Raw genomic sequence first — 13307 nt, 5'->3', positions numbered from 1 at the left:
GTATCGCGGACGCCCCCGTCTCACGTTCTGGTATCAGTGAGGTCCGGGCCGGTTTTTCAGGGGTTCGTCCACGCGCCCGGGGCGTCGGCCCGGGCGGACACACCGGCAGGCAGCTCGGCCGAGGCGACGTCGGCGAGCGTCACGCCTTCGAGGATTTCGCGCACGTTGGACCGCAGCGCGATCCACAGGGGCAGCAGCGAGGCGGCGGGCCCGTTGTAGGACAGTTCCGGTGGACGGACTCCACGTACTGAGACGAGCGGTCCGTCCACGACGCGGATGACGTCGGCGATGCTGATCGACCCGGCCGGCTTGGCCAGCCGGTAGCCGCCGTTGCCGCCCCGCTGGCTGATCACGAGCCCGCCGCGGCGCATGTCGTTCAGGATGCCTTCGAGGAACTTGTGCGGGATGCCCTGGGCATCGGCGATGGCCAGCACCTTGACCGGCTCGTCGTCCCGGGACGTGGCGAGCTGCAACGCGGCACGTACCGCGTAGTCCGCCCTGGCTGAGATCCGCATGCGGGCATTATCCCGCACCCCCGTCGGGCTACTGGTCGCCGGTCCCGTCCACGATGACCGGGGTGCCGCCGGAGTCCGTGCCGCAGGGGACGGCGTAGACCGGGTTCGCCTTGGCGGCCTCGCGGTAGGCGGCCAGGCACTGGTTGTAGAGCACCTTGTCGGTCAGCGAGCGTTCGAGGATCTTGTTGGCGGCGGCGGTGCCCTCCGCCTCGATGCGCTTGCGCTCGGCCTCCGCCGTGGCGGTGCGCTGCGCCTCCACGGCCCGCTCCGTCGCCTGCTCCTGCTGGATCTTCTTGTCGATCTGCTTCTGGAGCTCGGCCGACGGCTTCACGTTGCGCAGGTTGACGACCGTGACGTCGATGCCGCGGGGCGCCAGACGTGCCTTGATGAGGGCGGCGATCTCCGAGCCGATCCGCTCGCGGGCGGAGGCGTACCCCTCCTCGCTGGTGTGCCGCGCGAAGACGTTGCGGATGATCTCGCGGCTGTCCGGCAGCACCAGCCGCTCCTCGACCCCCTCCTCGCTGCCCGCCAGCCGGTACAGCGCGACCGCCTTCGCCGGCACCACGGCCCACTTGACGGTGACGTCCGCGTACAGCACCCCGCCCTGCGAGGAGCGGACCTCGACGGTGTCCTTGTCGTTCAGGTTGAGGTCCACCGGCCGGGTGGAGAAGGTCGTGACCTCGGTGAACGGTGACTTCACCTGGATGCCCGAGGTCAGCGGAGCGCCAACGCTGCCGAAGGTCACCGGTACGCCGACCTCGTAGGCGCTCACGACGTGGACGCAGGAGAAGACGCCCGCCAGCGCCCCCGCCACGGCGCTGATCGCGGCGCCGATCCGCAGGCCGCCGACGGTGGTGCGGCCGCGGCCGACGAGGAAGAGCACGACTGCCGCTATGAGCAGCAGGATGGACAGCACGAACACGGGTATCCCCCCTCGGGAAGGGACGCGCGCCCCCCAGGCACGCGATCCGCAGCGCAGCGTAGGGGATCAAGGCCCCCGCCGGCCGGGCTCCGATCGGCTGTTCGCCTGCCGGACCGCCCGATGTCACCCGCGCGTCATTCGGGGCGCCGCCCGCGCGTCCCTCCCACCCGGGTGACCGTCCGGCGTCACCGCCGGTACGACACCCCCAGTTCGATGAGGTAGCGCTTGGTCACCCGGCCGCCGTACGTCCCGTCGATCAGGGCCCCGATGCAGGCGAGCAGCCCGTTCCGGGCGGCTTCCGGCAGAGCGCGGTGGCCCGAGTAGGTCCGCAGCAGGTCCAGGTACCGGGACGTGGTGTAGGTGAGGTCCCGCTCGTGGCGGCGGAAGACCGTGGGGCCGAAACGGCCGCTGCGCGCGACCTCCCGCGCGTGGTCCGAGCCGTCGACGCCGGCGGCCGCGGGCGGCCGCAGCCCCGGCTGCGTGTCCGGGTCGAAGCGCTCGTAGCAGCGCTGGACCTCGGCGAAGAACTCCTCGGTGCCGCCCCGCACGTGCTGGGTGCGCACCACGGCGAGCGCCCCGCCCGGACGCAGCGCGTCGGCGGCCTTGGCCACCCGCACGGCCGGGGCGATCCAGTGGAACGCCGTCGCCGAGACGACCGCGTCGAACGGCTCCGGTGGCAGCGGCCAGCTCTCGAACCGCGCCGTGACCACCTCCACCGCGGTCGCCCCGGCCAGGTTGCGGCGGGCGACGGCGGCCATCTGCGGTCCCGCCTCGACGGCCGTGATCCGGCAGCCCCGCCGGGCCAGGGGCACCGTCGCCTGTCCGGTCCCGCAGCCCACCTCCAGGACGCGGCTGCCGCCGCGGAGCCCCGTGAGGCCGGCGAGATCGTCGTACAGCTCCGCCGGGTAGCCGGGCCTGGCCCGGTCGTACAGCTCCGCGTCCTCGTCGAAGATCCGGCTCAGCCGCGCCCGCCGGGCCTCGTCGGGTCTGTCGTCGCGTCCGGCCTGCGGGGTGTCGTCGGGCATGCGGTGAGGCTAGCGGCTCCGCCGACGGACCGGCCGGGAACGGGGAGGGTCCGTCCGCGTTCCCGGCCGGTGCGGCCGACGCGCACGCCGGCCGGACCTCAGGCGTCCAGGGTGCGGAGCAGGGCGTGCTGGCGGCGTACCTGGTCGCGGCCGCGGTAGGGCTCGCGGCGGCCCTCGTACTCGCTGGACAGCCAGCCGCTCCAGCCGGCGTCGCGCAGGGTGGTGACGATGTCGTCCCAGGGGATGTGCAGGTCGTGGAGCCGGTCGTCGATCTCGAAGAACTTCGCCTGGATGAAGTGGACGTGGGGGAGCACGTCCACGAGGTCGGCCATCGGGACGGCCAGGGGCTCCAGGAACGGGGGGCGCTTCTTGCCCTCGAAGCCCTCGTGGCCGTCGTCCACCGGGGCGGTCTGGAAGATGCCGGTGTCGATGAGCAGCTTGAAGTGCTCGCTGCCGGTGCGGTCGATGAAGTCGAGGTAGCCCTGGGTGACGGGGTTCTTGATCGGGGTGGGGCTGTGGATCTCCGGGCAGATGACGATGTCGAGGTCGGCGGCGAGGTCCAGGACCCGTTCGACGGCCGGCTGCCAGATCGGGTGGGGTTCGAGCTCCGGGGAGACGACGCCGAACTTCGGGCGGATCGAGGTGAAGCCGAGTTCCTTGGCCAGCCGCAGGTCCGTCTCCAGCTGGGCGCGTCCCTCCTCGGCCGTGAGGTCCCGCTCGCGCCACATCGAGGTGTCGACCCAGGAGCCGTAGTTGGTCGGCGTCAGGCCGTACCGCTCCAGCAGGCCGTGCCAGTCGCGCACCCAGGCGGCGTCGGGGCGGGGGTAGCCGGGGATGTTGCCCTCGCCGAGGATCTCGATGCCGGTGGCGCCCAGGTCGGCGATGTCGGCCATGGCGTCCTCGAGGGTCATCGAGGTGTAGAGGTCGCCGGAGTAGCTGTAGAGCGAGACACCGTACCTCAGGCCGCTCGTGCCGCCGGCCGTGAGGCCGCTCGTGCCGCCGGTCGCGGGGACGACGGTGCCGGTCGCGGAGGACCGGAAGACGGAGGGGCCGGCGACCTCGGGGATGTACGGCCGGCGCAGGTGGACGGCGACGTCGATGCGGTGGGTGCCCGCGGCCAGCCCGCCCGGCCGGGGCACGGTGACGACGGCGACCTCGTCGAGTTCCCAGCGGACGTCCGTGCTCGCGCGCAGCTCGTCGAGGGTGAAGGTACGGCCCTGAAGGGTCCACCGGGTCCGGTCCGCGGGGTGCTTCTCGCCGTCGACGATCACCTCGACGCCGTCGACGAGGCTTCCGGCGATGCCCCGGTAGTTGGGGTTGCGCAGGTGCAGCTGGAAGCCGGTGACGGCGCCGTTCTCGACGACGTTGCGGAAGCCGCGCTGTTGGATGATGTTGCGTTCGAGCACCGTCGGCTCGTCCTTTCTCGGACTGCTCATGGGGGGAGATGAGGGAGGGGCGGGAGTGTGCGGGGGTGCGGGAGCCGTGGGGGGCGGGGGCTGCCCGTGCCGGTGGCGGGGCTGTCCGGCCGGTGGCGGGGCAGCCCGTGCGTCATGCCGTCGGCGAGGGGGCGGGGCGGTCGAGGTCGTACAGGGCCATGCACGCCGCCTGCACCAGGCACAGCACCAGCGGCAGGCCGACGAAGGCCCACTCGATGGCGGTGGAGGCGCCGGCGCTGACCTCGTCGGCGTGGTAGCCGCCCCAGGCGAGCGCCCAGGCGAAGAAGGTGCCGCCCAGCGCGGTGCCCACCTTCGTCGCGAAGCTGTAGCCCGCGTACAGCAGGCCCTCGTCGCGGCGGCCGGTGAGGGACTCGTGGTGGTCGACGGTGTCGGAGACCAGGGCGGGCGCCGCGACCAGGCCGAAGCCGCCGAGGAGGTTCGCGACGAGGAAGACGGCGAGGAACGCGGCGGGGCTGTCGTGGAGCGGGAACAGCAGCGCGTAGAGGACCGCGGTGGCCACCAGGCCCAGGACGATGCCCCGGCGCTTGCCGGTGCGGCGCAGCACCCAGGGGGTGACCAGGGAGCCGGCCAGGGCGGAGAGGGAGAAGGCGAGGAGGATGTAGGTGGTGGCCCAGGTGTCGTGCAGGACGTCCCGGGCGTAGTAGACCGCTCCGGCGGTGATCACGCCGAGGCGTACGAACGCGGCCAGCGAGGAGAGGCACACGCCCAGCCAGTGCCGGTTGCCGAACAGCGCCTTGACGGCGGGCCCGGTGGCGGTGTCCTCGCCGGGCGCCTGGGGTGCGACCCGCTCGCGGCACAGTGCGGCGACCGCCCAGTACAGCAGCGTGCCGGCGACGCCGAAGACGACGGCCATGCCGGTGAAGCCGCGCCCGAGGTCGCCGGCGCCCAGCAGGCCGACCAGCGGCATGACCGCCACGGAGACCGCGATCAGTCCGAGCGAGGCGCCGACGAACCGGTAGCCGCTCATCCTCAGACGGGTGTCGTTGTCGGAGGTCAGCATCGGCAGCATCGCGCCGTAGGGCACGTTCACCAGGGAGTGGCTGATGCCGACGGCGACGAAGGTCGCCCCGGCCCAGACGGCCGCGGTGGTGCCGCTGCCCACGGAGGTGAAGGCCAGGGCGAAGGCGGCGGCCAGCACCGGGGAGCCGAAGATCAGGTAGGGGCGGGCGCGTCCGAAGCGGCTGCGGGTGCGGTCGACGGCGAGGCCGACGAGCGGGTCGATCACCGCGTCGGCGATCCGGCCGAGCAGCAGGACGGTGCCCGCCGCGGCGGCGGCGAGGCCGGCGACGTCGGTGTAGAAGAACAGCAGGAAGGCCGTGAGCGTGGTCCAGGTCAGGTTGGACGCCAGGTCTCCGAGCCCGTATCCCAGCTGTGCGGCGCGGCCGAGCGGCCGTACGGCGGCGGGAGGAGCGCCGGCGGGCGCGCCGGTGGCGGGGGAGGATGCGGCACTCATCGTCGAGTCCCTTCGATGGGGAGGGGGCGCGCCGCCTGGAGGGGCATGAGGCCGGGGGACGGGGGCGGCTGCCGTTGACGACGGGCGAGACTCGTCCGGAATCGCCCGTCGGTGACGGAACTTATGTTTGCCGCAAGCCAAAGTCAATGGTTCGGGGTGGTGATGTGCTGGATGTGTGCCGTTTCCCTCCTTGCAGGGTGCCCCGGGTGTCGCAGTGTGTCCCGGGTGCCGCGGGGTGTCCTCGGGGATCAGGCGCCGGCCGTCAGGCGGTCCGGGTCGACCGCGGACGGGCTGCCCAGCGGTGTCCACGCCGCCATGGCGTCGGCCGACAGCAGCGTCTCCACGGCGAGGTGCGCCCCGCCCGCGACGCCGCCCAGGTCGCCCAGCGTGGAGCCGCGGATCACCAGGTCCGTCGCCGCCAGCGGCAGCGAGCGGCTGCGCACCGTGTGGTCCACCACGCGCAGGAAGGCGTCCCCCACCGTCAGGACGCCGCCGCCGAAGACCAGGTGGGCGGGGTTGTAGAAGTTGACGAGCGTCGCCATGAGGCTGCCCACCCGCTCCGCGGCCCGGGCGACCGCCGTCAGGCACCAGGCGTCGCCCACGGTGACCCCGCGGCCGATGTCGGCCGGGGTGATCTCGCCGTGCGCGCCGTGGATCTCGGCGAGGTAGCGGCTGCGCCCCTCGTGGACGGCCGTCACCGCGTCGCGGGCCAGCGCCCAGCCGCCCGCCAGCGCCTCCAGGCACCCGGTCCGCCCGCACCGGCACATGACCGAGTTGTCCTCCAGGACCCGGGCGTGCCCGATGTCACCGGCGGCGCCCTTGCTGCCCCGGTGCACGCGCCCCCCGCTGACGAGGCCGGCGCCGATGCCCGTACCCACCTTCACGAAGATCATCTCGTCGGCGCCGGTGCCGCTGGCGCGGGCCTCGCCCAGGGCCAGCAGGTTGGCGTCGTTGTCCACCCACACGGGAGCCCGGTGCCGTCCCTGGAGCCGGCCGCGGATGTCGAAGCCGTCCCAGCCCGGCATGATCGGCGGCTGTGACGGGCGCCCGGTCGAGAACTCCACCGGGCCCGGGACGCCCAGGGTGATCGCCCACAGCGGGGTGTCCCGGCGGGTCTCCAGCAGGCCGGTGAACTCCGCGTCCAGGGCGGTCAGGGTCTCCTCGGGGCCGCGGGCGATCGGCCATTCCAGATGCCGGTGCTCCAGGACGCGGGCGTCCAGGTCGGTCACCGCCACGTCCAGCGCGGCGGCTCCCAGCACCGCGGAGAGGACGAGCCCGCGCCCGGCGTTGAAGCGCAACTGCCGCGGGGCGCGGCCGCCGCTGGACGGGCCGGTCTCGGCGTCCTCCAGCAGGCCGAGCTCGATGGCCTGCTCGACCCTCTGGGAGATCACCGTGCGGCCCAGCAGGGAGGCGGCGCCCAGCTCGGGCCGGGTGCGGGCGCGTCCCGAGCGGACCATGCGCACGACGGCGGACAGGGCGTCGTAGTGGTCGACTGCGGTGGGAGTACGGCGTGTCATACCGGGAATCATCGCGTACTTCTGCCGCCGTGGACCCAACCCTTGACGACTTTTGCATGCCGCGTGCAATAGTGGGGGTGTTCACCCGTAACTGAGCACAGCACAGCAGAGCAGAGCATTGCCGGGCTCGGCAGAGCAGAGCACTGCCGAGCCCAGCGGAGCAGCAAGGACGCAGCCGTATGCCACAGCCGGTCAGGGCCGCCATCGTCGGCACCGGATTCATGGGAGCCGTGCACGCACGGGCCGTCGGCGCCGCCGGAGGGCAGGTGCGTCTGGTCGCCGGTTCCTCGGCCGACCGGGCGAAGGCCCTGGCCGCCTCCGTACCGGGAGCCGAACCCGTGGAGTTCGAGCGGGTGCTCGACTCCGACGTGGACGTCGTACACCTGTGTACGCCCAACCACCTGCACCACCCCATGGCCCGGCGGGTCCTGGAGGCCGGCAAGCACGTGGTGTGCGAGAAGCCGCTGGCCGTCTCCGTCGAGCAGGCCGCGGACCTGGCCGGCCTGGCCGCCGATACCGGGGCCGTCGCCACCGTCCCGTTCGTGTACCGCTTCTACTCCTCCGTCCGCCTGGCCCGCTCCCGCCTCGCCGCCGACGCCCGGGCCCCCTGGCTGCTGCACGGCACCTACCTCCAGGACTGGCTCGCGGACCCGGCGGCCGACAACTGGCGCGTCGACGCGGCCCTGGGCGGCGCCAGCCGCGCCTTCGGCGACATCGGCGTCCACTGGTGCGACCTCATGGAGTTCGTCACCGGCCAGCGCATCACCGCCCTCCAGGCCACCCTGGGCACCGCGCACCCCGTCCGCGGAGGGCGCCGGACCACCACCGAGGACGGCGGGGTCGTCACCTTCCGCACCGACGCCGGGGCGATCGGCTCCCTGGTCGTCAGCCAGGCCAGCGCCGGCGCCAAGAACCGGCTCACCTTCTCCTTCGACGGCCCGGACGCCTCCTACGCCTTCGACCAGGAGGACCCCGAGCGGCTGCGGATCGGCGGGCGCGCCGAGAACCGCGTCCTGCTGCGCGACCCGGCCCGCCCGCACGAGCGCCCCGGCGCCCTGCCGGCCGGACATCCGCAGGGCTACCACGAGTGCTTCGCCGACTTCGTCGCCGACACCTACGCCGCCGTCCGCGGCGACGCGCCCGACGGCCTGCCCACCTTCGCCGACGGCCTGCGCGCCGCCCGCGTCACCGACGCCGTGACGCGCTCCGCGGCCGCCGGCTCCACCTGGACGGAGATCCCCGGATGAACCTCGGCATGCTCACCGCCTGTCTGCCCACCTGGTCGCTCGACCGCATCGCCGGCTGGGCCGCCACCGCCGGATACGAGCGTCTGGAGGTCGCCGTCTGGCCCGGCACCGGCAGCCGGGACTTCGAGGCCTCCCACATCGACGTCGCCCGCTTCGGCCCCCGCGAGGCCGACCGGGTCCGCGCCCTCCTGGACCGCACCGGCCTCGGTATCTCGGCCCTGGCCTACTACGAGAACAACCTGCACCCCGACCCGGCCCGGCGTGCGGAGATCCGCGAGCACCTCAAGCGCGCGATCGACGCCGCCCAGGCCCTCGACGTCCCCTGCGTCGGCACGTTCATCGGCCGCGACCCGGCCCGCAGCGTCCCCGAGAACCAGCGCGAGGCCGAGCGCGTCCTGCCCGAACTCGTCGAGTACGCGGGCGAACGCGGCGTGCGGATCGTCATCGAGAACTGCGTCATGGAGGGCTGGCACCCCGACGGCCACCCCGGCAACATCGCCTACTCGCCGGAGCTGTGGGAGTGGATGTTCTCCCTCGGCCTCCACCTCAACTGGGACCCCTCCCACCTGATGTGGATCGGCATCGACCCGGTGGCGACCATCGCCCCGTACGCCGACCGCATCGCCCACGCCCAGGCCAAGGACATCGAGATCGACCCCGTGGCCCGCAACCGCTACGGGTTCTTCGGGACGACGGACAAGAAGGGCGACCCCTGGGCCACCGGCTGGTGGCGCTACCGGGTCCCCGGCCGCGGACAGGTCGACTGGCCCCGCGTCGTCGACCGCCTCTACGAGGCCGGCTTCACCGGCACCCTCTCCGTCGAGCACGAGGACCCGCTGTGGGGAGGCACCCCGGAGAAGGTGTGCCAGGGACTGACCATCGCCCACCACACCCTGCGGCCGCTCATCACCGGCTGACCCCGAACCGCCCGGCCGCCCCAGACCCAGGAGCCGAACCATGTCCCTCCCCCCGGCATACGACTACGACGTCGTCGTGGTCGGCAGCGGCCCCACGGGCTGCACCTACGTCCGCGAGGTGTTCGAACAGCACCCCACCGCCCGGATCCTCCTCGTCGAGGCCGGACCGCGGATCACCGACCCGCCCGGCGGCCATGTGAAGAACATCGCCGACGACGGGCTGCGCGCCCGCGCCCAGCGGGCCTCCGAAGGCCCCTCGCCGGCCTCGCCCGGCCGCCCCGGCACCCGCCTCCTCGGCACCCCGGAGATGCCCGCCGCCGCCGTCTCCACCAACGTCGGCGGCATGGGCGCCCACTGGACCGCGGCCTGCCCCCGCCCCGGGGGCGGCGAACGCATCCCCTTCGTCCCGGCCGACGAGATGGACCGCCACCTGACCCGGGCCGAACAGCTCCTGCACGTCAGCGCCCACGCCTTCGACACGGCGCCCTTCGCCGACGAGGTGCGGCGCCGCCTGGCCGACCACTTCGACACCGGCCGCCCCGCGTCCCGCCGCGTCGCCCCCATGCCCCTGGCCGTCACCACCCGCCCCGACGGCACGGGCGTCTGGAGCGGCACCGACGTCGTGCTCGGCCCCGCCGCCGACGACCCCCGCGTCGACATCGTCGACCGGTGCCTGTGCGTGCGCGTGCTGCACGACGACGGCACCGTGACCGGCGTCGCCGTCCGCGACCTGGAGGACGGAGGGGACGGAGGGGACGGAGGGGAGGGCCGGGAGGCGACGGTGACCGCATGGGCCGTCGTGGTCGCCGCGGACGCCCTGCGCACCCCGCAGATCCTGCACGCCTCGGGCATCCGCCCCGCCGCGCTCGGCCGCCACCTCAACGACCAGCCGCAGATCGTCCACGCCGTCCGGCTCCCCGACGACCTCGTGACCGCGCACCGCGCCGTCACCGACCGCACCCGGCAGGACGACGGCGGGATCATCCCGCAGAGCGGCGTCAGCTGGGTCCCCTTCACCGACGACCGGCCCTTCCACGGGCAGGTCATGCAGCTCGACGCCTCCCCCGTCCCCCTCGCCGGGGACGCGCTCGTCGAACCGGGCAGCATCGTCGGACTCGGCTGGTTCTGCGCCAAGGACATCACCGCCGACGACCGCGTCACGTTCAGCGACGGCGAACAGGACGCCTTCGGCATGCCGGCCCCCGTCATCCACTACCGCTACACCGACCGCGACCTCGCCACCATCGAGGCCGCCAAGAAGGCCGTCGCGGAGGCCGGAGCCACCCTCGGCATCCCCCTCGGCGAGGCCCCGATACTCCTCCCCGCGGGCAGCTCGCTGCACTACCAGGGCACCACCCGCATGGGCCCGGCCGACGACGGCACCAGCGTCTGCGACACCCACAGCCGCGTCTGGGACACCGTCGGCCTCTGGGTGGCCGGCAACAACGTCATCCCGACCGCCACCGCCTGCAACCCCACCCTCACCTCGGTCGCCCTGGCCTCCCGGGGCGCCGGGGCACTGGTCCACCACCTGACGCACTGAGCGACGCGCCTCCCACACCGCACCGACCGCGGGGCGGCCCGAGCGCGAGCCACCGCCCGACCGTCGGGGGCGGCTCCTGCGGGGGGCCGTGCGGTCGTGCGGGTGGCGGCTCCGCCGGGGCCGTGCGGTTGTGCGGGCGGGGACGGACTGTTCGCGGGGGTCGGCTGCCGGGGGTGGACCCCGTACGGGCTGTCGTGCGGGCCGCTCTACCGGCTGCGGTACGGGTCGCTGTACCGGCTGCCGTGCGGGCCGTCGTACCGGCCGTCGTACCGGCCGCCGTACCGGCCGTCGTACGGGATGCCGTGCGGGCTGCCGTACCGGCTGCCGGGCCGGGCCGCCGGGACCGGCCGTCGTGCCCTGTCGGCGACCGGTCTTCTGGGCGGCGGCCTCATGGGCGCGTGCGGTCGTCCTCCGCCCCGGCCGCCTCGTGGGGGCGCCCTGCGCTCTCCTCACCGCCCTTCCCCGTCGGCCGGCACGTGTGCAGGTGCGGCGCACCCCACCGGTGGGCCGGCTCACCCCGGGGGCCCGAGGCGCGCGCGACCGAGCCGCCGACGCCGGTCGCGTACGGGGTACGGCGTGCCGGACCTCGTCCGGTGGCGCGGGACGCGCCCGCGTCCCCGGCCTGCACCGACGTACGGGGCACGGGTCACGCCCGCGTCGTCCGGCTCTCGCCGAGATCCGACGGCACGGCACGTGCCCCCGTCGGCGCCGCTCGCGCCGACGCCGCTCGCGCCGACGCACGAGCCCGTGCACGCCCTGTCCCGCCCCCGCACCGCCCCGCCCCCGCACCGCCCCCGCACCGGCTCCGCACCGGTTCCGCTCCCGCCCCCGTTCTGCCCCCGCTCCGGGTCCGCCCCCGTGCTCCGGTTACGCCCCCGCCCAAAGCGCAGAGGCCTGCCCTCCCCCCGTAGGGTCGGGGCCCGCGGAGCCGTACCGGGGGCGCGTCGGCGACGATGGCAGGGACGGTCCGCACCGCCGGCTCGTCCTGACACCTGTTCGTCCGTTCGTCATCGAGCCAGCCGGAGACCGCCACATGAGGATCTCGCAACGCGCCCGGGCCGTCGCCCCCTTCTACGCCATGGAGTTCGGCAAGCACGCCGCCGCGCTGGAGGCCCAGGGGCACCACGTCGTCAAGCTCAACCTCGGCGAACCCGACTTCGGCGCACCCCCGGCCGTGCGGGAGGCGATGCGCGAGGCCATGGACGGCAGGCCCATGGCCTACACCGCCGCGCTGGGCCTGCCCGCCCTCCGACAGGCGATCGCGGGGTTCTACGGCGACCGGCACGGAGTCGAGGTCGATCCGGCCCGGGTGGTCGTCACCGCCGGTGCCTCGGCCGCCCTGGTGCTGGCCACCGCCGCCCTCGTCGACCAGGGCGACGAGGTGCTCATCGCCGACCCCTCGTACCCCTGCAACCGGCAGATCGTCGAGAGCTTCGGCGCCCGCGTCACCCTCGTGCCCACCACGGCCGGGACCCGCTACCAGCTGGACGCGGCCACCGTGCGCGCGCACTGGACGGACGCCACCCGAGGCCTCATGGTCGCCACCCCGTCCAACCCGACGGGCACCTCGGTCCCGGCCGGTGAACTGGCCGAGCTGTGCGACCTGGCGCGCGAGCGCGACGCGTGGCGCCTCGTCGACGAGATCTACCTCGACCTCGGCGACCACGACGACCGGGGCAGGCCGCCGCGCACCGCGCTGACGCACGACCCCGACGCCGTCGTCGTCAACAGCTTCTCCAAGTACTTCGGCATGACCGGCTGGCGACTGGGCTGGTGCGTGGTCCCGGAGCCGCTCGTCCCGGCGATCGAACGCCTGGCCCAGAACTACTTCCTCTGCGCCTCCACCCCCGCGCAGCACGCCGCGCTGGCCTGTTTCACCCCCGAGTCGCTGGCCGTCTGCGAGGACCGCCGCGCCGCGTTCCTGCGGCGGCGCGCGATCGTCCTCGACGGCCTGGAGCGGGCCGGGCTGCCGGTCCCGGTCCCGCCCGACGGGGCGTTCTACGTCTACTTCGACGTCAGCGGCACCGGCCTCACCTCGTGGCAGTTCTGCGAGCGGGCGCTGCACGAGGCGCACGTCGCCCTCACCCCGGGCCGGGACTTCGGCGTGCGCACGGCGGACACCCATGTGCGCCTCTCGTACGCGGCGTCGGCCGACGAGCTCCGTGAGGGCGTCGCCCGGCTGGAGAAGTTCGTGGCATCGCTGCGGGGAAATGTCGCGGACCGTGTCGTTGTTGGGCCGAACGGGTGACTTGGCGTAAGAATTGGCTGGTGCAGGCATTGAGTGAGAGCGAGTCCGGGGGGTGCCGGTGAACCGTTACGACGTCACCGATGAACAGTGGGAGGGGCTTGCTCAGGTCGTTCCGTTGCGGGGCCGGGACGCCTGGCCGTCGTCGGTCGGCCACCGGGCCCTGCCGGACGCGGAGACGGCGGCCCGCCGTCGTTTCGTCGTCCTCAGGGTCAACGTCTTCGCGGACGCCCGTGAGGTCGCGGAGACCCTCATGGCGGGCATCCCGGTCCTCCTCGACCTCACCGGCGCGGAGACCGAGGTGGCCAAACGCGTCCTGGACTTCTCCACGGGCGTCGTCTTCGGCCTGGCCAGCGGGATGCACCGGGTCGACCGCAACGTGTTCCTGCTGACCCCGCCGGGGACCGAGGTCAGCGGGATCATGCAGGGCGCCGGGGTCCCCGGCGTGTGAGGCGGCGCGCCCCGG

At 74.0% G+C, this 13307-nt stretch carries 12 protein-coding genes; 5 read left to right on the top strand and 7 right to left on the bottom strand.

Going from position 1 to position 13307, the window contains the following annotated elements; genetic code table 11:
• Positions 1-56: 56 nt before the first annotated feature.
• From ACZ3KJ_RS22005 to ACZ3KJ_RS21980, 6 genes are all read right to left on the bottom strand, one after another.
• Positions 57-515, bottom strand: coding sequence for an RrF2 family transcriptional regulator (locus ACZ3KJ_RS22005; protein ID WP_467529272.1), 459 nt, complete (start codon positions 513-515; stop codon positions 57-59).
• 28 nt (positions 516-543) lie between these two features.
• Complete coding sequence (locus tag ACZ3KJ_RS22000) at positions 544-1437, bottom strand: prohibitin family protein (protein ID WP_467529270.1); 894 nt, start codon at positions 1435-1437, stop codon at positions 544-546.
• 185 nt (positions 1438-1622) lie between these two features.
• Positions 1623-2462 carry a class I SAM-dependent methyltransferase gene (locus tag ACZ3KJ_RS21995; RefSeq protein ID WP_467529268.1) on the bottom strand — a complete coding sequence of 280 codons (840 nt, stop codon included), beginning with the start codon at positions 2460-2462 and terminating at the stop codon, positions 1623-1625.
• 98 nt (positions 2463-2560) lie between these two features.
• On the bottom strand, positions 2561-3898 hold the full coding sequence (locus ACZ3KJ_RS21990; RefSeq protein WP_467529266.1) for a C-glycoside deglycosidase beta subunit domain-containing protein: 1338 nt from the start codon (positions 3896-3898) through the stop codon (positions 2561-2563).
• Between the two features lie 112 nt (positions 3899-4010).
• Positions 4011-5372 (bottom strand): MFS transporter, encoded by a 1362-nt coding sequence (locus tag ACZ3KJ_RS21985; RefSeq protein WP_467529264.1) that lies wholly within the window; start codon positions 5370-5372, stop codon positions 4011-4013.
• Positions 5373-5620: 248 nt separating this feature from the next.
• Positions 5621-6889, bottom strand: coding sequence for an ROK family protein (locus tag ACZ3KJ_RS21980; RefSeq protein WP_467529262.1), 1269 nt, complete (start codon positions 6887-6889; stop codon positions 5621-5623).
• A 179-nt stretch (positions 6890-7068) separates the two neighbouring features.
• Between ACZ3KJ_RS21980 and ACZ3KJ_RS21975 the strand changes: the two genes are divergently transcribed.
• Genes ACZ3KJ_RS21975 through ACZ3KJ_RS21965 form a run of 3 tightly spaced genes read left to right on the top strand, consistent with a single transcriptional unit; the run spans position 7069 to position 10596 of the window.
• Positions 7069-8136 carry a Gfo/Idh/MocA family protein gene (locus tag ACZ3KJ_RS21975; protein ID WP_467529261.1) on the top strand — a complete coding sequence of 356 codons (1068 nt, stop codon included), beginning with the start codon at positions 7069-7071 and terminating at the stop codon, positions 8134-8136.
• Positions 8133-9053, top strand: a complete 921-nt coding sequence (locus ACZ3KJ_RS21970) for a sugar phosphate isomerase/epimerase family protein (protein ID WP_467529260.1) — start codon at positions 8133-8135, stop codon at positions 9051-9053. Before ACZ3KJ_RS21975 ends, ACZ3KJ_RS21970 begins: the two co-directional genes overlap by 4 nt.
• A 40-nt stretch (positions 9054-9093) precedes the next feature.
• Complete coding sequence (locus tag ACZ3KJ_RS21965; protein ID WP_467529259.1) at positions 9094-10596, top strand: GMC oxidoreductase; 1503 nt, start codon at positions 9094-9096, stop codon at positions 10594-10596.
• Between the two features lie 206 nt (positions 10597-10802).
• Here the strand turns inward: ACZ3KJ_RS21965 and ACZ3KJ_RS21960 are convergent, their stop codons facing one another.
• Positions 10803-10988: a hypothetical protein gene (locus tag ACZ3KJ_RS21960; RefSeq protein ID WP_467529257.1), complete on the bottom strand. Its 186-nt coding sequence runs from the start codon at positions 10986-10988 to the stop codon at positions 10803-10805.
• Positions 10989-11629: 641 nt separating this feature from the next.
• Here ACZ3KJ_RS21960 and ACZ3KJ_RS21955 point away from each other — a divergent pair.
• Both ACZ3KJ_RS21955 and ACZ3KJ_RS21950 read left to right on the top strand, forming a co-directional pair.
• Entirely contained in the window at positions 11630-12844 is a 1215-nt protein-coding gene (locus ACZ3KJ_RS21955) for a pyridoxal phosphate-dependent aminotransferase (RefSeq protein ID WP_467529255.1), read from the top strand.
• A 52-nt stretch (positions 12845-12896) separates the two neighbouring features.
• Complete coding sequence (locus ACZ3KJ_RS21950) at positions 12897-13292, top strand: cell division protein SepF (protein WP_389515582.1); 396 nt, start codon at positions 12897-12899, stop codon at positions 13290-13292.
• Positions 13293-13307 lie beyond the last annotated feature (15 nt).

Source organism: Streptomyces sp. NPDC003248 (genome assembly GCF_055563235.1).
Note: the sequence above shows the minus strand (reverse complement) of the source record. Positions and strands in the feature narration are given on the sequence as shown.